At 70.1% G+C, this 19889-nt stretch carries 15 protein-coding genes, 1 tRNA gene and 1 pseudogene; 12 read left to right on the forward strand and 5 right to left on the reverse strand.

All coding sequences use genetic code 11. The features are described from left to right. Window positions 1–85: 85 nt before the first annotated feature. Window positions 86–1429 (reverse strand): UDP-N-acetylglucosamine 1-carboxyvinyltransferase, encoded by a 1344-nt coding sequence (murA, locus tag AB0O76_RS00525; RefSeq protein ID WP_365483344.1) that lies wholly within the window; start codon window positions 1427–1429, stop codon window positions 86–88. Between the two features lie 253 nt (window positions 1430–1682). On the opposite strand from murA, the gene AB0O76_RS00530 reads away from it, so the two are divergent. Beyond that, window positions 1683–2243, forward strand: a complete 561-nt coding sequence (locus AB0O76_RS00530; protein WP_365483347.1) for a YqgE/AlgH family protein — start codon at window positions 1683–1685, stop codon at window positions 2241–2243. Here AB0O76_RS00530 and AB0O76_RS00535 read toward each other — a convergent pair. After that, window positions 2236–3132, reverse strand: a complete 897-nt coding sequence (locus AB0O76_RS00535) for a LysR family transcriptional regulator (protein ID WP_365483350.1) — start codon at window positions 3130–3132, stop codon at window positions 2236–2238. The genes AB0O76_RS00530 and AB0O76_RS00535 overlap by 8 nt on opposite strands. A gap of 115 nt (window positions 3133–3247) precedes the next feature. Between AB0O76_RS00535 and AB0O76_RS00540 the strand changes: the two genes are divergently transcribed. The 7 genes from AB0O76_RS00540 to AB0O76_RS00570 all read left to right on the forward strand — a co-directional run bounded on the left by AB0O76_RS00540 (window position 3248) and on the right by AB0O76_RS00570 (window position 12116). Continuing rightward, window positions 3248–4429, forward strand: a complete 1182-nt coding sequence (locus tag AB0O76_RS00540) for an MFS transporter (protein WP_365483353.1) — start codon at window positions 3248–3250, stop codon at window positions 4427–4429. A gap of 15 nt (window positions 4430–4444) precedes the next feature. Further along, window positions 4445–4741 carry a DUF3039 domain-containing protein gene (locus AB0O76_RS00545; protein ID WP_135336496.1) on the forward strand — a complete coding sequence of 99 codons (297 nt, stop codon included), beginning with the start codon at window positions 4445–4447 and terminating at the stop codon, window positions 4739–4741. A gap of 94 nt (window positions 4742–4835) precedes the next feature. After that, a complete protein-coding gene (locus AB0O76_RS00550; protein WP_365483356.1) occupies window positions 4836–6461 on the forward strand; it encodes a beta-N-acetylhexosaminidase in 1626 nt (541 codons plus the stop codon). 297 nt (window positions 6462–6758) lie between these two features. Then, window positions 6759–7661 carry an FAD binding domain-containing protein gene (locus tag AB0O76_RS00555; RefSeq protein WP_365483359.1) on the forward strand — a complete coding sequence of 301 codons (903 nt, stop codon included), beginning with the start codon at window positions 6759–6761 and terminating at the stop codon, window positions 7659–7661. Continuing rightward, on the forward strand, window positions 7658–9229 hold the full coding sequence (locus AB0O76_RS00560) for a (2Fe-2S)-binding protein (RefSeq protein ID WP_365483362.1): 1572 nt from the start codon (window positions 7658–7660) through the stop codon (window positions 9227–9229). The genes AB0O76_RS00555 and AB0O76_RS00560 overlap by 4 nt, the downstream gene beginning before the upstream one ends. After that, entirely contained in the window at window positions 9226–11538 is a 2313-nt protein-coding gene (locus AB0O76_RS00565) for a molybdopterin cofactor-binding domain-containing protein (protein WP_365483365.1), read from the forward strand. The genes AB0O76_RS00560 and AB0O76_RS00565 overlap by 4 nt, the downstream gene beginning before the upstream one ends. A gap of 44 nt (window positions 11539–11582) precedes the next feature. After that, on the forward strand, window positions 11583–12116 hold the full coding sequence (locus AB0O76_RS00570; RefSeq protein WP_365483368.1) for an AAA family ATPase: 534 nt from the start codon (window positions 11583–11585) through the stop codon (window positions 12114–12116). A gap of 456 nt (window positions 12117–12572) precedes the next feature. On the opposite strand, the gene AB0O76_RS00575 is transcribed toward AB0O76_RS00570, so the two are convergent. The 3 genes from AB0O76_RS00575 to AB0O76_RS00585 all read right to left on the reverse strand — a co-directional run bounded on the left by AB0O76_RS00575 (window position 12573) and on the right by AB0O76_RS00585 (window position 16787). Further along, window positions 12573–15911, reverse strand: a complete 3339-nt coding sequence (locus AB0O76_RS00575; RefSeq protein WP_365483371.1) for a S8 family peptidase — start codon at window positions 15909–15911, stop codon at window positions 12573–12575. Window positions 15912–16166: 255 nt separating this feature from the next. After that, window positions 16167–16238: transfer RNA gene (locus AB0O76_RS00580), tRNA-Cys, on the reverse strand. A 90-nt stretch (window positions 16239–16328) separates the two neighbouring features. After that, complete coding sequence (locus AB0O76_RS00585; RefSeq protein ID WP_365484382.1) at window positions 16329–16787, reverse strand: ATP-binding protein; 459 nt, start codon at window positions 16785–16787, stop codon at window positions 16329–16331. 148 nt (window positions 16788–16935) lie between these two features. Here AB0O76_RS00585 and AB0O76_RS00590 point away from each other — a divergent pair, with 148 nt between their 5' ends. The 4 genes and pseudogenes from AB0O76_RS00590 to AB0O76_RS00605 all read left to right on the forward strand — a co-directional run. Further along, complete coding sequence (locus tag AB0O76_RS00590) at window positions 16936–17808, forward strand: helix-turn-helix transcriptional regulator (protein WP_365484385.1); 873 nt, start codon at window positions 16936–16938, stop codon at window positions 17806–17808. Further along, window positions 17805–18086 (forward strand): DUF397 domain-containing protein, encoded by a 282-nt coding sequence (locus AB0O76_RS00595; RefSeq protein WP_365483374.1) that lies wholly within the window; start codon window positions 17805–17807, stop codon window positions 18084–18086. The genes AB0O76_RS00590 and AB0O76_RS00595 overlap by 4 nt, the downstream gene beginning before the upstream one ends. Before the next feature lie 10 nt (window positions 18087–18096). Beyond that, window positions 18097–18555 (forward strand): hypothetical protein, encoded by a 459-nt coding sequence (locus AB0O76_RS00600; RefSeq protein ID WP_365483377.1) that lies wholly within the window; start codon window positions 18097–18099, stop codon window positions 18553–18555. 112 nt (window positions 18556–18667) lie between these two features. Beyond that, window positions 18668–19885: pseudogene (locus tag AB0O76_RS00605) on the forward strand (MFS transporter); the annotation flags it as partial. Between the last annotated feature and the right edge of the window lie 4 nt (window positions 19886–19889).

Raw genomic sequence — 19889 nt, forward strand, 5'->3', positions numbered from 1 at the left:
CCTCAGCTGTCCACTGGTCGATCCACTCACCCCACGCGCCCTGCCGGCCGATATGCGTCGACAAAGCCCAGTGGTAACCGGGTATTCAGCCGAGCTGTGCCCGCCCCGGCAGCTCCACCTTCGCGCCGAGCTCCACGAGCTTGTCCATGAAGTTCTCGTAGCCGCGGTTGATCAGGTCGATGCCGTGGACGCGGGACGTGCCCTGCGCCGCGAGGGCCGCGATCAGGTACGAGAAGCCGCCGCGCAGGTCGGGGATGACCAGATCGGCGCCCTGCAGCTTCGTCGGGCCGCTGACGACCGCGGAGTGCAGGAAGTTGCGCTGCCCGAAGCGGCAGTCGGAGCCGCCGAGGCACTCGCGGTAGAGCTGGATGTGAGCGCCCATCTGGTTGAGCGCGGAGGTGAAGCCCAGACGGGACTCGTAGACCGTCTCGTGGACGATGGAGAGCCCTGCGGCCTGCGTGAGCGCCACGACCAGCGGCTGCTGCCAGTCGGTCTGGAAACCGGGGTGTACGTCCGTCTCCAGGGCGATCGCGTTGAGCGAGCCGCCCGGGTGCCAGAAGCGGATGCCCTCGTCGTCGATCTCGAAGGCACCGCCCACCTTCCGGTAGGTGTTCAGGAACGTCATCATCGAGCGCTGCTGGGCGCCGCGGACGTAGATGTTGCCTTCGGTCGCCAGGGCCGCGGAAGCCCACGAGGCGGCCTCCAGGCGGTCCGAGAGGGCGTGGTGGTTGTAGCCGCCCAGGCTGTCGACACCGGTGATCCTTATGGTCCGGTCGGTGTCCATGGCGATGATCGCGCCCATTTTCTGCAGGACGCAGATCAGGTCTTCGATCTCGGGCTCGACGGCGGCGTTCGAGAGCTCCGTCACACCTTCGGCGAGCACGGCCGTCAGGAGGACCTGCTCGGTGGCGCCCACGGACGGGTACGGCAGCTTGATCTTCGTGCCGCGCAGCCGCTGCGGGGCTTCCAGGTACTGGCCGCCCTCGCGCTTCTCGATGGTCGCGCCGAACTGGCGGAGCACCTCGAAGTGGAAGTCGATCGGCCGGCCGCCGATGTCACAGCCGCCGAGGCCGGGGATGAAGGCGTGCCCGAGGCGGTGCAGGAGCGGGCCGCAGAAGAGGATCGGGATGCGCGACGACCCCGCGTGGGCGTCGATGTCCGCGACGTTGGCGCTCTCTACGTGCGAGGGGTCCATGATCAGCTCGCCCGGCTCCTCGCCGGGGCGGACCGTGACGCCATGCAGCTGTAGCAGCCCGCGTACGACACGTACGTCTCGAATGTCCGGGACATTGCGCAGCCGGCTCGGAGCGCTGCCGAGCAGCGCGGCGACCATGGCCTTGGGCACGAGGTTCTTCGCGCCGCGGACACGGATCTCGCCCTCCAGCGGGGTTCCGCCGTGGACAAGCAGTACATCGTCGGTGACGGTCATGAATCTCGCGTTCCGATGAGATGGACGGGTGGACCAAAGGGCAAGCGTAATGGGCGCGTACCCCCCTTCCGTAAGGCCAAGTGCGCGCCAAACCTGTCAGAAGTCCGTGACAACACGAACCGTTCGGAACCGGACACTCCGGGTCACCGGTTCCGGTGTGCGCTCGCGGCGCTTCTTTGCGCCCTGAGCTGCATTCACTCGCGTACGCGCATTGCCTCCCCCCGCGAGGCAAAGATGCGGGATCATGTCGTTCATGACCGAGGTGTCCTCGCTCACAGGGCGGCTGCTCGTGGCCACGCCTGCCCTGGCGGACCCGAACTTCGACCGCGCGGTGGTGCTCCTGCTCGACCACGACGAGGAGGGCTCGCTCGGCGTGGTCCTCAACCGGCCGACGCCGGTGGAGGTCGCGGACATCCTGGAGGGCTGGGGCGACCTGGCGGGCTCGCCCGGGGTGGTCTTCCAGGGCGGCCCGGTCTCGCTCGACTCGGCGCTCGGCGTCGCGGTGATCCCCGGCGACGAGGGGCCCCTGGCCTGGCGCCGCGTGCACGGCGCGATCGGCCTTGTCGACCTGGACGCCCCGCCCGAGCTCCTGGCCCCGGCCCTCGGCTCCCTGCGGATCTTCGCCGGTTACGCGGGCTGGGGCCCCGGCCAGCTGGAGGACGAGCTGGTCGAGGGCGCCTGGTACGTGGTCGAGTCCGAGCCCGGCGACGTCTCGTCCCCGGATCCCGAGCGGCTGTGGCGCTCGGTGCTGCGCAGGCAGCGCAGCGAGCTGGCGATGGTGGCCACGTATCCGGACGATCCTTCGCTCAACTGACCGTTGCTTGCCGGGCGTTCGCCGTGCCCGCAAGGTACCGCTCGGCCAGTGGATGTGCGTCACGGGACGGGACGGCCAGGTGGACGGCCACGGGTGGGGCGTTCTTCAGGCGTACGTAGCGCAGGGCGGGGTGGGAGTGCCTGCGGGCCACCGGCTCCGGGGCCACGCCCACTCCGTGGCCCGCCGCCACCGCCTCCAGCCATTCGTCGAAGTTGTCGGCGGTGCAGGCGAGTTCGGGGCGCAGGCCCTCGGGCCACAGGTCGGGGCGGGTGGTGCCGGTGACCGTGTTCACGACCAGGCGGTGGTGCGCGAGCTCCGTCCAGTCCACCACGCGGCGCCCTGCCAGCTCGGCCGCCCCGCGTGCGACCACGGCGATGCGGGGCTCGTGCAGGAGCAGGTGGGTGCGTACGGCGGCGTCGGGCGGGATGTCGCCGCGGACCACCGCGACATCGCAGGCGCCCGTGGTCAGGCCCGCGAGGGGCGCGTCGCGCCGGACCAGGCGGACGCCGGCGCCGGTCGCCGTCTTGAAGGCGTTGATCCGGGCGACGCAGGCCTCCGGGAGCAGGGAGGTGAACCCGAGGCGCAGGAGCGGGGGTTCGCCGCCGGTGACGTCGCGCAGGGTCGTGTCCAGGCGCTTGAGGAGCGGGGTGAGTTCCTCGCGGAGGCGGTGGCCGGCCTCGGTGAGTTCCACGCGGCGCGTGGTGCGGGTGAGCAGCGGCGTGCCGAGGGTCTTCTCCAAGGAGCGGACCGTGCGGGTCAGGGCAGGCTGGCCGGTGCGCAGGATTGCCGCGGCGTGCGTGAAGTTCAGCTCCTCGGCCACCGCCAGGAATCCGCGGAGGTGGCGGAGGTCGATCGAGGCCAGGTCCGGGCGTGGTGCCTGCTCATCCATGTTTCCCCAGCATAAATGCGTGCCTACGGACATTTCCCCGGGCGTCTGAGCGCTGCCTACGTTTCCCTCCCGCGGCTCGCAGGCCGCTTCGTACGAGGGAAATGGGTGGGGTGTTGTGCGCAAGATCTGGCTGCTGATGCTGGGGGCCTTCACATTGGGGCTCGACGCCTATGTGATGGCCGGGCTGCTGCCGGTGGTGGCGGCCGACCTGGGGACGACGGTCTCGCTCGCGGGGCAGATGGTCACCGTCTTCACCCTCGCGTACGCGGTGAGTGCGCCGCTCGTCGCCGGGCTGGTGCAGGGCGTGCGGCCCCGGGTGCTGATCATCGCCTCGCTCGGGGTCTTCACCCTCGGCAACGGCCTCACCGCCCTCGCGCCGTCGCTGGCTGTGCTGCTGCTCTCCCGCGCGGTGGCGGGCGTCGGTGCCGGGGTCTACTCGGCGCTCTCCACCGCCGCCGCTTCCGCCCTCGCGCCCCAGGAGCGGCGCGGGCGGGCGCTCGCGCTGGTGATGGGCGGGATGAGTACGGGCACGGTGCTCGGGGTGCCGCTGGGCGTGCTGCTCGCCGAACGCGCGGGCTGGCGCGCCACGATGTGGGCGGTGACCGGGCTCGGGGCGCTCGCGCTCGCGGGGCTTGCGGCCTGGCTGACGCAGGTCCCCGCGGACCCGCCGGTGCCGGTACGGGCGCGGCTCGGGGCGCTCACGGACCGCGCGGTGGTGCCGGTGGTAGGGGTCTCGTTCCTCGCGGCCGTGGCGAGCCTGGGCCTCTACACGTATCTGGCACCGGTGCTCGCGGACGCGGGCGGGGTGGGCGAAGGGGGCGTCGCCCCTTACCTGTGGGCGTGGGGGATCGGCGGGATCCTGGGCAGCGTGTGCGCGGGCCCGCTGGTCGACCGGACGGGCCGGGTGATGGCTCTGGTGACGGGGCTGCTCCTCTCCCTGATCCTCGCGGAGGCGGCCCTGCCGCTCCTGGGCGCCGCCGCCCACCCCGCCCTGGTCCTGTGGGGTGCGGCGGGCTGGGCCTTCCAGGTCCCGCAACAACACCGCCTCCTCGCCCTGCGCGCCGAACGCGGCACGGTGGCCCTGGCCCTCAACAACTCGGCGCTCTACTTGGGCAGCGCGGTCGGCTCGGGCCTGGCGGGCCTCGCCCTGTCGGCGGGACTCCCACCGGAGCGGCTCCCGTGGGCGGCGGCCGCGGTGGCGGGGGTGGGGCTCGGGGTGCACCTCGTATGGGGGCGGCGCTCCGAAACGCACACGCAGCGTACGGACACAGGCGATGCCCGTACGCGGCAGGCGTAGGTACCCTTGGATGCCATGAGCACTCTTGAGCCCGAGCCCGAGCGCGGGGCAGGTACGGGGACCCTCGTAGAGCCGACGCCGAAGGTGTCGCACGGTGACGGCGACCACGAGCGCTACGCGCACTACGTCCAGAAGGACAAGATCATGGCGAGCGCGCTCGACGGTACGCCCGTCGTGGCGCTCTGCGGCAAGGTGTGGGTGCCGGGTCGTGACCCGAAGAAGTACCCCGTCTGTCCCATGTGCAAGGAGATCTACGAGTCCATGGGCGCCGGTGGCGACAAGGACAAGGGCGGCAAGGACGGCAAGAAGTAGCCTCCGGCCCGGTCCGCTGACTTCTGCGCTGAGGGGCGTTGCATGTGCCGCAACGCCCCTTTTGCGTTGTGCAATCGCGTGGAAGTCTCGCGGCATGACCCTTGAGCAACTGATCCCGGCGCCGAGCAGCAGCCACTGGGTACCGCCCGTAGAGGGCCTCTTTCCCCTGGACGACGAGACCGTGCTGCATGCCCTGCCCGGCACCGAGGGTGTCGCGCGGTGGCTGCGCGACACGGTGGGAGCGGCCACCGGGCTGCCGTTCCCCGACGGGGGGAACGACAACGGGATCGTGCTGCGGATCGATCCCGCGATGGCGGATGAGGCGTACCGCCTGGTCGTGGACGGCTACGTGATCCGCATCGAGGGCGGCAGCGCCGCCGGCGTCTTCTGGGGCGCGCAGACCTTCCGCCAGCTCCTCGGCCCCGACGCCTTCCGTCGGGCCCCCGTCGCTCCGGGGCGGGAGTGGACCGTACCGATGGTCGTCATCGAGGACGCCCCCCGCTTCCGCTGGCGCGGCATGATGCTCGACGTGTCCCGGCACTTCATGCCCAAGGACGGCGTCCTGCGCTACCTCGACCTGCTCGCAGCGCACAAGCTGAACGTCTTCCACTTCCACCTCACCGACGACCAGGGCTGGCGCATCGAGATCAAGCGCCACCCGAAGCTCACCGAGGTCGGGTCCTGGCGGCCGCGCTCCAAGTGGGGGCACCGCGCATCCGAGCTGTGGAACGAGACGCCGCACGGCGGCTACTACACGCAGGACGACATCCGCGAGATCGTCGCGTACGCCGATGCCCGGCACATCGCCGTCGTACCCGAGATCGACATCCCGGGGCATTCGCAGGCCGCCATCGCCGCGTACCCGGAGCTCGGCAACACCGACGTCGTCGACACCTCATCCCTCGGCGTCTGGGACACCTGGGGCGTCAACCCCAATGTCCTCGCCCCGACCGAGGAGACCCTCCGCTTCTACGAGGGCGTCTTCGAGGAGGTGCTCGAACTCTTCCCCTCCACCTTCATCCACGTCGGCGGCGACGAGTGCCCCAAGGACCAGTGGAAGCAGTCGCCCACCGCGCAGGCCCGCATCAAGGAGTTGGGGGTCGGTGACGAGGACGGTCTGCAGAGCTGGTTCATCCGGCACTTCGACAAGTGGCTGTCCGCGCGCGGGCGTCGGCTCATCGGCTGGGACGAGATCCTCGAAGGCGGGCTCGCGGAGGGGGCGACGGTCTCGTCCTGGCGTGGATACGGGGGTGGGATCGCGGCGGCCAAGGCGGGACACGACGTCGTCATGTGTCCCGAGCAGCAGGTGTACTTGGACCACCGGCAGCATGGCGGGGCCGACGAGCCTGCCCCTATCGGGTACGTCCGTACCCTCGAGGACGTGTATCGGTTCGAGCCGCTGCCGCCCGAGCTCACCGACGACGAGCGCCGGCACGTTCTCGGCACCCAGGCCAACGTGTGGACCGAAGTGATGGAGTACCACGCACGCGTGGATTACCAGGTGTTCCCGCGTCTCGCCGCCTTCGCCGAGGTCGCCTGGAGCGCGCTCCCGGACCCCGCCGAGCGTGACTTCGCGGACTTCGAGCGGCGAATGACCGCTCATTACATGCGACTTGATGCCCTCGGCGTCGACTACCGGCCGCCCGGTGGCCCGTTGCCGTGGCAGCGGCGCCCCGGTGTGCTCGGACGCCCGATCGACGGGTCGCCCCCAAACGTGTGAGAGGCACCCCATAGTGCGTGTGTCGGGCCGCCCGCGCTGGGACCGTGAGCGGCCGGAAGAAAGTCGTACAAGGTTCACCGAAGAGTGGCAATTCCCGCCGACCGGTGAGGGCGTGCGAAACCGGCACATCTCCCAGGTCTGCGGATGAATGTCTCCTAGCGGACCCCCGCGCCGGGGGCCGGGGAACATGTGCCAGAGTTGCCACGTCCGGGCAGTGAGCACGTACCGTACGGCGGAACAGGCGTAACGGTGGGAACGGCGAGAAAGCCGCCGGGCATCGGGAAGGGGCAGCCGGTTTTGACCACACACGCACCGCAGGCGGCGCTCACCGCGCAGACGGCGAAGCTGCCTGGGACGCTCGACGAGGCCGTGGAGGCGCTCGCCGCGATGCCCGCCGCCGTGCCCGTCGCCGGCGGCACCGACCTCATGACCTCGGTCAACGCGGGGCTCCTTCGCCCCGCCGCGCTCGTCGGCCTCGGCCGCATCAGCGAGATCCGCGGCTGGCAGTACCAGGACGGTCACGCGCTGCTCGGCGCCGGACTCACCCACGCACGCGTGGGGCGGCCCGACTTCGCGGCCCTTTTCCCGGCGCTCGCGGCCGCCGCGCGCGCCGCGGGACCCCCGCAGATCCGCAACGCGGGCACGCTCGGCGGCAACATCGCGAGCGCAGGGCCCACCGGTGACACGCTGCCCGTCCTTGCCGCCCTGGAAGCCGTACTGATCATCGCGGGCCCCGGCGGCGCACGCCGCGAGGTGCCCGTCTCGCATCTGCTCGCCGGGATGGACATGCTCCGCCCCGGCGAGCTCATCGGCTTCGTACGCCTTCCGCTGCTGCACGCGCCGCAGGTCTTCCTGAAGGCGACCGGACGCACCGGACCCGGCCGCGCCATCGCGTCGGTCGCGCTCGTGCTCGACCCCGCGCGGCGCGGAGTGCGCTGCGCGGTCGGCGCCGTCGCGCCGATGCCGCTGCGGCCCCTGGAGGCCGAGCAGTGGGTCGCATCGCTGATCGACTGGGACGGCGAGCGGGCGATAGTGCCGGAGGCGCTGACGGCCTTCGGCGAGTACGTCGCCGCCGCGTGCATCCCCGACCAGCCACCGGCGGAGGACGGTTCCCCGCAGCCGCATCCGCCCGCCGTACTGCACCTGCGGCGCACCGTCGCCGCGCTGGCCCGACGGGCACTGGGGAGGGCGCTGTCGTGAGCGACGACGAGAACAACAACGGCGGCTGGCAGCCGCACCCGCAGGGCGAGTACGACTCGGACGCCACGGCCTTCGTGCAGCTGCCGGAAGGCCTCCTCGACGGCTCTCCGCTCGCCGCGCCCGGCCACGGCTATGTGCCGCCGCAGATAACGGTCACGCCGACGACCGCCGACGCCACGGACCCGGCGGCCACCGGGACGTGGGTCATGCCGACCGATGTGACCGGGGCGGTCGCCGGGGCGGCTTCCGGTGTGCAGAACGTGCAGTGGCCGGTCGCGGGCGAGGTGGCTCCCGAGCCGTCCGTTCCGGAGCAGGGCTACGACCACGGGGCCACCGGGCAGTGGAGCTTCCATGAGGCGGAGGGTGGCGGTGTCCCGGCCGGGACACCCGCGCCCGCGCCTGCCGATGTCACCGGGCAGTGGTCGATTCCCGTCGCCGATGGTGATCTTCCGGACGAATCGGGCGAGTTCACTACGTCGTCCCTCGCTCAGCAGTGGGGCGGTACGCCGCCTGCGACGCTGCCGGGTGGCGCGGCTGCTCCGTGGGCTACGGGGGGCGCGGGGGCGGGGGCGCCGTGGTCTCCGGCGCCGACGCCGGAGCCGCAGTTGCAGCAGCCGGAGCCGCAGCCGCAGCCGCAGCCGCAGCCGGAGCCCGAGCCGCAGGTGCAGTCGCCGCCCGCCGTCGAGGTCGAGGCCGAGCCCCAGGTCGCGGTCGAACCCGAGTCCGTGCCCGCGCCCGTGCCCGCGCCTGTTCCCGAGCCTGAGCCTGAGCTTGCGCCCGAGCCCGTATCGGCCGACGTGACGGACCACGCCCCCGTGGAGTCGCCCGATGCACCGGCCGCCCCGGAAGCCGAAGCCGAGCCCGAGCCTGAGCCCGAGCCTGAAGCCGCCCCCGAAGACCCCCCGGCCACCTCCTCCGCGTTGGGCGACGAGCACCCCCTCTGCTCCTACGTCCTGCGCGTCAACGGCACCGACCGCCCCGTCACCGACGCCTGGATCGGCGAGTCCCTGCTCTACGTGCTGCGCGAGCGCCTCGGCCTCGCGGGCGCCAAGGACGGCTGCTCGCAGGGCGAGTGCGGTGCCTGCAACGTCCAGGTGGACGGGCGCCTCGTCGCCTCCTGTCTGGTGCCCGCGGCCACCGCCGCCGGCAGCGAGGTGCGCACCGTCGAGGGCCTCGCCGCCGACGGGCAGCCCTCCGACGTGCAGCGGGCGCTGGCCAACTGCGGTGCCGTCCAGTGCGGTTTCTGCGTACCGGGCATGGCGATGACGCTGCACGACCTCCTGGAGGGCAACCCCGCCCCGTCCGACCTGGAGACCCGCCGCGCGCTGTGCGGCAACCTCTGCCGCTGCTCCGGCTACCGAGGTGTGCTCGACGCCGTGCACGAGGTGGTGGCCGAGCGCGAGGCGTCCGCGGCCGCCGCAGAGCCGTCTGGGCCGTCGGGCCCCGACGACCCGCCGGACGTCCCGCGCATCCCGCACCAGGCGGGCCCCGGTGCCGGCAGGGTCAACCCGGCGGCGCACGACGCAACGTACGAAGGACCATACGGCCAGGACGGAGGCCAGGCGTGAGCAACGAAGCCGCGGGGGGCGCGAGCGCCGCGACCGCAGCGGAGCCGCAGCCCGGCCCCGAACCCCTGCCGCACGGCATCGGTGCGTCGCTGCCGTCCGCCGAGTCCCGAGCCAAGACCGAGGGCACGTTCCCCTACGCGTCCGACCTGTGGGCGGAGGGGCTGCTCTGGGCGGCCGTCCTGCGCTCCCCGCACGCGCACGCGCGCATCGTGTCGATCGACACGTCGCAGGCGCGCGAGATGCCGGGCGTGCGGTCCGTCGTCACGCACGAGGACGTGCCGGGCGAGGCGCTGCAGGGCCGCAAGACCCCGGACCGTCCGGTCTTCGCGTCCGATGTCGTACGCCACCACGGCGAGCCCATCGCGGCCGTCGCCGCCGATCACCCGGATACGGCGCGGATGGCCGCCGCGGCGATCTTCGTCGAGTACGAGATCCTCGATCCCGTCACGGACCCGGAGAAGGCCTTCGCGGCCGAACCCCTGCACCCCGACGGCAACTTGATCCGGCACATCCCGCTGCGGCACGGCGACCCGGAGGCGGCGGGCGAGCTCGTCGTCGAGGGGCTCTACCGCATCGGCCGCCAGGATCCCGCGCCGATCGGCGCGGAGGCGGGTCTTGCCGTGCCCCGCCCTGACGGCGGCGTTGAGCTCTACATCGCCTCCACCGACCCGCACACCGACCGCGACATGGCCGCGTCCTGCTACGGCATCGACCCGGGCATCGTGAAGGTCGTCGTCACCGGCGTGCCCGGTGCGACCGCCGACCGCGAGGACGCCAGCTTCCACCTCCCGCTCGGCCTGCTCGCCCTGACCACCGGCTGCCCGGTGAAGCTGACGGCGACCCGCGAGGAGTCCTTCCTGGGCCACGCCCACCGTCACCCGACGCTGCTCCGGTACCGCCATCACGCGGACGCCGACGGCAAGTTGGTGAAGGTGGAGGCGCAGGTACTGCTCGACGCGGGGGCGTACGCGGACACGTCTTCGGATGCGTTGGCGGCGGCTGTTTCGTTTGCGTGTGGGCCGTACGTGGTGCCGAATGCCTTCATTGAGGGCTGGGCTGTGCGCACCAACAACCCGCCGTCCGGGCATGTCCGGGGCGAGGGCGCCATGCAGGTGTGCGCGGCGTACGAAGCCCAGATGGACAAGATCGCGAAGAAGTTGGGCATCGACCCGGCGGAGCTGCGGCTGCGCAACGCGATGGCGACGGGTGACATCCTGCCCACCGGCCAGACCGTGACGTGCCCGGCGCCGGTCGCCGAACTCCTCGCCGCCGTACGGGACTTCCCGCTGCCCGAGCTGCCGAAGGACACGCCCGAGGACGAGTGGCTGCTGCCCGGCGGCCCTGAGGGCGCGGGGGATCCTGCGGCGGTGCGGCGGGGTGTCGGCTACGGCCTCGGGATGGTCCAACTCCTGGGCGCCGAGGGCGCGGACGAGGTCTCCACGGCCACGGTGAAGGTCCATGACGGTGTCGCGACGGTGATCTGTGCGGCGGTCGAGACGGGGCAGGGTTTTACGACTCTGGCTCGTCAGATCGTTCAGGAGACGCTGGGGATCGATGACGTGCGTGTCGCTCCCGTCGATACGGATCAGCCGCCTGCGGGGCCGAGTTGTCACGGGCGCCACACGTGGGTTTCGGGTGGTGCGGTGGAGCGTGCGGCGAAGATGGTGCGTACGCAGTTGTTGCAGCCGCTTGCCCATAAGTTCGGTATGTCCACTGAGCTGCTTCAGATCACCGACGGCAAGATCACGTCGTATGACGGGGTGTTGTCGACGACGGTTACGGAGGCGATGGACGGCAAGGAGCTGTGGGCCACGGCGCAGTGCCGGCCGCATCCGACGGAGCCGTTGGATGCTGCCGGTCAGGGTGATGCCTTTGTGGGGATGGCGTTCTGTGCGATCCGTGCCGTGGTCGATGTCGATGTCGAGATCGGTTCGGTACGGGTGGTGGAGCTGGCGGTGGCCCAGGACGTGGGGCGCATTCTGAACCCGGCGCAGCTGAAGACTCGTATCGAGGCGGGGGTTACGCAGGGGGTGGGGGCGGCGTTGACGGAGAACTTGCGGACGCCGCGGGGGCTTGTGCGGCACCCTGATTTGACGGGCTACGCGTTGCCGACCGCTTTGGATATTCCGGATATTCGCATCGTGAAGCTGGTGGAGGAGCGGGACGTCGTTGCTCCGTTTGGGGCGAAGGCGGCCAGTGCGGTGCCGGTTGTTACGTCGCCGGCGGCGGTTGCTTCTGCGGTGCGGGCGGCTACGGGGCGGCCTGTTAATCGGCTGCCGATTCGGCCGCAGGCGGCGGTGGCTACGTGACGTTGCCTTCTCCTTCTCCTTCTCCTTCTCCTTCTCCTTCGGCTTTGGCGGGCGGGGTCGTCGTCATTACCGGGATCATGGCGTCCGGTAAGTCCACGGTGGCGCAGGCGCTGGCGGAACGGTTGCCGAGGGCTGCGCATGTGCGGGGTGATGTTTTCCGCCGGATGATCGTGTCGGGTGGGCAGGAGTATGAGCCCGGTGCGTCGGGGGAGGCTGAGGCTCAGCTTCGGCTGCGGTATCGGTTGTCGGCTTCGGCTGCGGATGCGTACGCGGGTGCGGGGTTCGTCGCGGTTGTCCAGGACGTCATTCTGGGCGAGGAGTTGAAGACGTACGTGGAGTTGTTGCGTACGCGTCCTGTGTACGTCGTCGTGCTTGCTCCGAGGTCTGAGGTGGTGGCCGCGCGGGAGGCTGGGCGTGGGAAGACGGGGTACGGGGCGTGGACGGTGGAGGATCTGGACGCGGGGCTGCGGGGTGAGACCCCGCGGGTCGGGTTGTGGCTGGACAGCTCTGATCTGACGGTGGATGAGACGGTGGACGCGGTTCTGGCGGGGCTGGGTGAGGCGCGGGTCTCTTGGTGACCCGGCGGTTGTGTTCGTACCGGGGCCGCCCGATTGGCCGGAGTGTGGCGGTTCCGGGACGGGTGTAAAGGGCGCTCCCTTCGGTCGCGTCGGCTGCGCCGATTGCGCTTCGCTTCACCCTTGACACCCGTCCCTCCACCGCGGGAAGCGTGATGACCGGGCGGCCACGAAGCGGGGCTCACGGGGGCTGCCGGGAGGTCACCGGGTTTCGCTGCCGGGTGCGGACTTGTTCGGTGCAGGGCCCCGCATCAGGGGGGTGGGGGACCTACTTTGGGAAAGTTGTGTTCTGGCGGTTGGGGGGCGTGCGGGTTGTGTGATGCGCCCTCTTGGGAGTTGGTCCCCTACTGCTCTGCCGTGGGGCTGACTGTGCGGTCGGCTTCGTATGCGACGGCAGAACGTCACGCCCGGTGGAAGACGCCGGGCGTGACGTGGTGCCTGCCGAAGGCTGGTGACTTGTTACTTGCCGAGGTACGCGTCGTAGATCGACAGCGTTGACTTGTTGCCCTGCTTGTCCGTGAGGTTCGCGCGGAGCGCGATTGACTTGCCTGCGGCAGGGTTCTTGACGGTGATCTTTCCTTCCATGACCGGGGTCTTCTTCCATGTTCGGCCGGCGTCGTAAGAGGCGTACACCGTGAGGGACTTGAGGTTCCCCGGGTCTGCGGCCGGACCCTGTACCTTCAGCGGGATCGACTGCCTTGCGCCTGCCGGGGCCGTGCTCGCCAGGCTCAGCTTCGGGGTGAAGCGGACCGTGGAGGCAGGGAGTTGAGCGTTCTCTGCCCGTGCGGAGCTGAACGTCCAGCTCGCGTCCACGCGTGTTGTCACCCGCGACAGCTTCGTGCTGCGCTTCATGGATGTCGTCAGCCTGTAATCCGCCTCACCCGCGGGGACCTTGAAGGGCCTGCTGCCGGTCACCGGATCATCGTTCTCGGCGATCTTCGTGCCGTTGCGGTACAGCGTCGACTTCCCTGCCGAGGGGAAGGAAGAGCCCTCGTGGCCCTTGCCGTCCGCGACGAGGGGGATGTCGGCGCCCAGCTCGTCGCCCTTGCGGAAGATGCCGTAGCCGGCGCCGGCGTCGAGAGTGGGGCCGAAGACACCGGTGTTGAAGGTCTCCTGGTAGGTCTTGCCCGCCTTGAAGGTCTTCGGCGGGAGAAGCCTCCAGAGGCCTTCCTCCATCGGATCGCCGTCCTCGTCCTCGCCGCCGTACTGCTCGAAGTCGATGGCCCACTTCGTCGCGCCGAGCGCGGACAGGTGCAGCGTCCTGGTGCGCGGCAGCTTCTGCTCCGGCATGTTCCGCGCGGTGCCGTGCGACCCCGGGACGAAGGCGTAGGGGGACAGCGAACCCTTCCGGCCGGGGGACGACGCGCCCATGCCGACCTTCACCGTGGCGAAGTCGGCGGGCCTGAGGCGCTTGGTGTAGCCGGTCGCCAGCTTCTTGACCTTGCCGCCGAGGAACATCTCGTACTGAGTGTCCGCACCCTTCGCCCACGTCCCGAGCCACTGCTGGGTGAGGCCGTCCGGGACCTCAGGGCCGAGGTGCGCGGTGCGCAGGCCCTTGAAGGAATTGGTCGGGGGGATCAAACCGTAGCCCTCGTACCAATAGGTGGTTCCGACGGAGATCTGCTTGGTGCCGGGGACCGCGAGCTTGATATCGACCGGCTTCGCCTTGCGGGCGTCCAGCGTCACCGTCATGTCCTTGTCGACGGTCAGCTTCGGCCGGACCAGCCAGTCCGTGCCCTTGGCGGTGTTGTCCGGGTCGACGAAGACCGACCAGTCCATGAGGTAACTGCCGTTCGCCACGCGCACCTTGGCCGTCCCGGACTTATCGTACGGGGAGAGGTTTTCGCCCTTGTCGCCTCCGGTGATGGCCGCGAACAGCGTCTGGTAGTGCGGCGCGGGCTTCCCGTCACGGCCGATCGTCTTGATCGTCACTTCATGCCGCTCGATCTCACGGTCGACCACGGCCGCCGTGCGGACCGTCTGGCCCGCGCCGGTCGCCACGACGTACGCCGAGTACGTCCCGTCGGCCGTGCCGCCGAGCTTCGTGTCGGCGGTCAGGTCGACGGCCGCCGTGCCACCGGCGGGGACCTTCACGGTCTTCGCGGCGAGCTTCAAGAAGCCGGCCGGGGCCGGGTCGCCCTTGGGGTTCGTGGTCTGCACGGTGAGGTCCAGGGTGATGGCCTCGCTGCCCAGGTTCTTGTACGTCAACTTCTTGGTGACCGGCTTGTCGTCGGTGTGTGGCCACTGCTGGGTGCCGAAGTTGAGGGACGCGGGTTTGGCGACGACCGTCTGCTTGATGGCCTCGTCGACGGCGATGCGTCCCGAACCCTGCTGGTAGGGCGTGTACTTGTGGCCGCCGTCCTTCGTGGATGCGGTGAGTGCGCCCTTCAGTTCGGCGTGCTTCCAGTTCGGGTGCTGCTGCTTCAGCAGGGCGGCCGCCCCTGCCACGTGCGGGGTCGCCATCGACGTACCGGAGATCGTCAGATAGCCGTCGGGCTTCTGGCCGACCTCCTTCTCGATGTCGCTGCCGGGGGCGGCGGCCGCGGTGATGTCCACGCCGGGTGCCGTCACGTCGGGCTTGATGGCGCCGTCGCCGACGCGCGGGCCCTGGCTGGAGAAGTCGGCGAGCTTGTCGTTGTCGTCGACCGCGCCGACGGTGAGGGCCGCGTCCGCGCTGGCGGGCGAGCCGACGCTGCGGGGATACCCGTCGTTGCCCGCGGCGATCGCGAAGAGGATGCCTTTGTCCTTGGAGAGCTTGTTCACGGTGGCTTCCAGCGGGTCGACACCGGCCTCGTCGTCGCCGCCGAGGCTGAGGTTGACGATGTCGGCACCCTGGTCGGCCGCCCACTCCATGCCCGCGATGACCTCGGAGTCCGAGCCGGCGCCGGTGTCGTCGAGGACCTTGCCGTTGAGGAGCTTGGCGCCGGGCGCCACGCCCTTGAACTTGCCGCCGGACTTCGCGCCCGTGCCCGCGGCGGTGGATGCGACGTGCGTGCCGTGGCCGACACGGTCCTTGGTGTCGGGCGAGGTCGTGAAGTTCTTCGCGGCGGCGACCTGGCCCTTGAGGTCCGGGTGGGTTGCGTCGACGCCGGTGTCCAGGACGGCGATCTTGACGCCCTTGCCGTCGAAACCGGCCTCCCACGCCTTGGGGGCGCCGATCTGCGGCACGCTCTTGTCGAGGCTCGCCTTGCGGGTGCCGTCCAGCCAGATCCGGTCGATGCCGGATGCGGTGGACGCGGTGGAGTCGCCCCGCTCGGTGGTGAGGGCCTTCCACAGGTCGGGTGCGTCCTTGGCGGGCGTGGTGATGGCGTCGGCGTTCAGGGTCTTCAGGGTCCGGCGTACGGTCGTGTCACCAGCGGCCCGCAGATCGGACCGGGACCCGGCTGCGGCGCCCTTGTAGTCGACGATCAGCTTGAGGCCCTTCTGCTGGGCCCTGCGGTTGTCCTTCTTGCTCAACTCGGTGATGTCGAACAGGCGTTGGTCGAGCTTCCCGGTTGCGATCAGACGCTGTGCGTCGGCCGGGATCACCAGAGTGTGGCCCGTCGGCGTGCGAAGCGTCCGTGCGGGTATGCGTTCGCGTCCCGCGGCCGGTTTGATCGCGGTGACGCGGCGCTTGGCGTCGACGCTCACGCGGTCGCCGGTGATGAGGGTGATGTGATGCCGGGCGGTGGCGGGCGTGCGCGCCTCGCCCTGCGCTGCTGCCGTTGCTGTTGCCGCACGCTCGCGGTCGCGATCCGCCTTCGCCGATGCCGGGCCGGTCATGCCTGCGGCGAGGGCCACGGCGGTGGCCGCGGCCATGGCGGCCGTGCACGCTCTCTTCGCGTGAATACGCAATTCTCCCCCTGGAGTCGAGGTGCCGAGTGGTGTCGCAGAACTGTCTCCGGAGTATGTGGAGAAATGCGAGGGCCAGCCCAACTCCGTTACTGGAACGAGTAGTTGGAGTTACATGTTCGTGTGGTTCCCCTGAGAAAATGAGAGATGCTTCACGGGAACCCGGTGCAATGAACGCAATGAAAAAGAGGTGACCCCATAGGGGGTCACCTCTTCATTCAGAGGCCGTGGCGGGAATCGAACCCGCGTTACTGGATTTGCAGTCCAGCCCCTAAACCACTCGGGCACACGGCCAAGTCGTCGACCTGACTCCTTGAACGTAGCCGTGGCCGGCGGGCCCGCCAAGGGATCAGCTGCCGCTGCAACGGGACTGCCATACGGCGTTCACGAACAGGGGGTGGGCGGGGCGGTTTCGATTTCCGCCCAGATAGTTTTGCAGGGAGCCGGGCGCAGATCCGTACCCCACCGGTCGGACAGTGCCGCGACCAGGAGCAGCCCTCTGCCTGACTCAGCGTCCGGGGAGGGCAGTTGGGGTTCGGCCGGTGGGTGGCGGTCCGCTCGTGCGTCGGTCACCTCGATACGGAGCGTGGCCGTCTCGGTGAGTGTCAGGGCCAGGCGGAAGCTTCTACCGGGTACGTGGCCGTGCAGTGCGGCGTTGCTCGCCAGCTCGGCGACGATCTGCTCTGCCGTCTCGAACGGCAGTCCCCATGTGCGGAGTTGATCGGTCGCGAGCAGCCGTGCCAGGCGGGCGCCTCTGCGTGTGGCGGAGAGCAGGATCGTGAACTGGTGTACGGGGGTCTGGGTCGTCCGGGGTCGGACGGATTCTTGGTTCACGTCACTCAGCGTGGTCGTTCGTGCGTACCGTGAATAGCGGTGCGGGCTGTGCGTACCGCGTTTGTCCGGTGCTTGTCCCGGGTTGTCCCGGCTGTCCCGGGTGACGTCTGGGTACGAGTGCGCGTTGGGCTTGGACGGCACGTCGGAGGTGGGCGCGGTGGACGTTGGGCGTGGTGATGTGGGGCGTAACGACGGGGCGGATGAGCCTGGTTGGGACGTCGACCCCGAGGACGAGATCAGTGCGGTGGTCGAGATGGCGGGTCACCATCTCAAGTTGCGGAGGGAGGCTGCGGGCCTTCGCGTGGCGGAGTTCGGGGAGGCCATCGGGTACGGGGAGGACCTGATCCGGAAGATCGAGCGCGGGGCGCGGATCCCTCGTCCCGAGTATCTGGACAAGGTCGATGAGGTCCTTGGCGCGGGTGGGCTTGTCTCCGCCATGAAGAAGGAGATGCGGGAGGCTCGGTATCCGAAGAAGGTGCGGGAGCTGGCGAAGTTGGAGGAGAGGGCGGTGGAGTTGGGGTTGTACAGCAATCACAACATCCATGGCCTCTTGCAGACGTACGAGTTCGCGCGGGCGCTCTTGGGGACGCGTCGGCCCGCGTACTCGGACGAGGAGCTGGAGCGCCTGGTGGCTGCGCGAATGGCACGCCAGTCGATCTTCGAGCGGTCGCCTGCGCCTGAGTTCAGCTTCGTCCAGGAAGAGGTGACGCTGCGGCGGCCGATCGGAGGGACAATGGTCCTGCGCCGACAGCTCGAACGCCTGTTGGAGGTTGGGGAGTTGCGGAACGTCGAGATTCAGGTGATGCCGACGGTCTGTGGTGACCACCCCGGGACGGGCGGCCTGATTGAGTTGCTGAAGTTCGGGGATGGCACGGCAATGGGCCGCTCTGACGGTGAGTTCGGGGGCCGTCCGGTCTCCGATCTGAGGCAGCTCCGCATCCTCGAACTGCGGTATGGAATCATCCGGGCCCGGGCTCTTCCGCCACGGGAGTCGCGCGCCTTCATCGAGCAAGTGCTGGGAGAGACATGATCCGCAAGGCCTCTGCCGGGGAAACCTCCGAGCTGAACTGGTTCAAGAGCAGCTACAGCAGCAGCAGTAACGGCGAGGACTGCGTCGAGATCGCCCTGGAGTGGCGCAAGAGCAGCTTCAGCAGTAGCAACGAGTCGGGTGACTGCGTAGAGGTAGCCACCACCCCCACCACCATCCACCTCCGCGACTCCAAGACCCCCCAGGGCCCCCAACTCGCCTTCGCCCCAACCGCATGGGCCGACTTCGTGACGTACGCATCCGGGAACGGGCGATCGTAAAGTTCTTGGCATGAGCAGCCCAAACGATGCCCAGGAGCCCGTCTTTGTCCGCAGCAACTGGGGGACGAGCCGGTACGTCTTGAACGCCAACAGCCCTGTGGGGCTGTTCCTCATCGTGGTGCTGCTGCTCCTCGCCGGTGGCGGGGTCTATTACTTCTACACGAGTACGCGGTGGAGCGAGGGCGAGCTCCACGATGCCGTGTACGCGGTCACCGATGAGCTCGACGGCGCTTACGACGACAGTCCGGAGGGACTCGAGAGCGGCTACAGCAGTGGCTATGCGGGGCGCATTGAACGTGCCATCGAGGCCACCGGCGAGGGTCCTGCCCATGCGATCGGACTCCGGGTGCACGAGGCGTCCGACGACCGCTACGAAGTCAGCACCGCCCACACCAAGGACGTCTACTGCATGCACGTTTCGCGCGAGGACTACCTCGTGAGCGCCGAGGTCACCGACGGCGCCTGCTGATTCGGGGAGTCGGAGACGTACGACCAAGGGACCAGAAGGGCAGCGACTTCGGACAGGGGTCATCGGCCGCTCGACGCACCGATATCGCCGCCCGAGGGGTCCAGGGGCGGAGGTGTTCGGGATGGTGCTCGCCGGGCAGTGGGCCGATCGGCGTGGGCCGCTCGGGCCGCTTGCCGGCGGGATCGCCGCCTTCGCCGCGGGGCTGTTGCTTGCCGGAACCGCCGGGGCCATGTGGATGTTCATCCTCGGGCGGGCCGTGCAGGGGCTCGGGGGCGGGCTTGTGATCGTCGCCCTGTACGTCGTCGTCAGCCGGGCTTATCCGGAGCATCTGCGCCCCTCCATCCTCGCTGCGTTCGCGGCCAGTTGGGTCGTGCCGTCCGTGGTCGGGCCGCTGGTCTCCGGGACCGTCACGGAGCACCTGGGGTGGCGCTGGGTCTTCGTCGGGATCCCTGTTCTTGTCGTCGGGCCGCTCGCGCTCGCGCTGCCCGCCATCCGGCGCACCGCCTCCGGGCCCGTCGACCCCGCCGCGCCCGTCGAGGCCTTCGACCGGCGGCGCATCCGGCTCGCCCTGGGGATCTCGTTGGGGGCCGGGCTCCTCCAGTACGCGGGTCAGGATCTGCGCTGGCTGTCGCTGCTCCCTGCGGCGGTCGGTGCCGCCGTACTCGTCCCGGCAGTGCTCGGGCTGCTGCCCCGCGGGGCCTACCGGGCCCTGCGCGGGCTGCCCTCCGTCGTGCTTCTGCGCGGCATCGCCGCGGGGTCCTTCATCGCCGCCGAGTCCTTCGTGCCGCTGATGCTGGTCACCGAGCGGGGGCTCAGCCCGACCATGGCCGGGCTCTCGCTGGCGGTGGGCGGCGCCACCTGGGCGCTCGGGTCGTATGTACAGTCGCGGCCGCGTATGGAGCCCCACCGGAGCAAGCTGATGGTGATCGGCATGATCCTTGTCGCCTCCGCCATCGTCGCCGCGCCCAGCGTGCTCATCCATGCCGTGCCCGTGTGGATCGTCGCCGTTGCCTGGGGCTTCGGCTGCTTCGGCATGGGCATGGTCATCGCATCGACCAGCGTGCTGCTGCTCAGGCTCTCGCCGCCGCAGGACGCGGGCGCGAACTCCGCCGCCCTGCAGATCTCCGACGGGCTCTCGAATGCCCTGCTGCTCGCCGCCGGAGGGGCCGCCTTCGCCGCGCTCGGCGGCGGAATGGTGGGCGCGGGGCACGGCGTGGGCGAGGCGGGCGGGTCCCATCCAGGGGCCTTCGTCGCCGTCTTCCTGCCGATGGCGGCGGTCGCCCTGGTGGGGGCGTGGGTGGGGACGCGGCTGCGGGAGCGGTCGCCTTAACCAG

Origin of the sequence: Streptomyces sp. NPDC086554 (assembly GCF_040686095.1) — a bacterium.
Taxonomy (GTDB): domain Bacteria; phylum Actinomycetota; class Actinomycetes; order Streptomycetales; family Streptomycetaceae; genus Streptomyces.

Coding starts and splice junctions, on each gene's coding strand:
- murA (WP_365483344.1), bottom strand. CDS start 1,429: ATGACCGTCACCGACGATGTACTGCTTGTCCACGGCGGAACCCCGCTG.
- AB0O76_RS00530 (WP_365483347.1), top strand. CDS start 1,683: ATGACCGAGGTGTCCTCGCTCACAGGGCGGCTGCTCGTGGCCACGCCT.
- AB0O76_RS00535 (WP_365483350.1), bottom strand. CDS start 3,132: ATGGATGAGCAGGCACCACGCCCGGACCTGGCCTCGATCGACCTCCGC.
- AB0O76_RS00545 (WP_135336496.1), top strand. CDS start 4,445: ATGAGCACTCTTGAGCCCGAGCCCGAGCGCGGGGCAGGTACGGGGACC.
- AB0O76_RS00550 (WP_365483356.1), top strand. CDS start 4,836: ATGACCCTTGAGCAACTGATCCCGGCGCCGAGCAGCAGCCACTGGGTA.
- AB0O76_RS00575 (WP_365483371.1), bottom strand. CDS start 15,911: ATGGCCGCGGCCACCGCCGTGGCCCTCGCCGCAGGCATGACCGGCCCG.
- AB0O76_RS00595 (WP_365483374.1), top strand. CDS start 17,805: ATGATCCGCAAGGCCTCTGCCGGGGAAACCTCCGAGCTGAACTGGTTC.
- AB0O76_RS00600 (WP_365483377.1), top strand. CDS start 18,097: ATGAGCAGCCCAAACGATGCCCAGGAGCCCGTCTTTGTCCGCAGCAAC.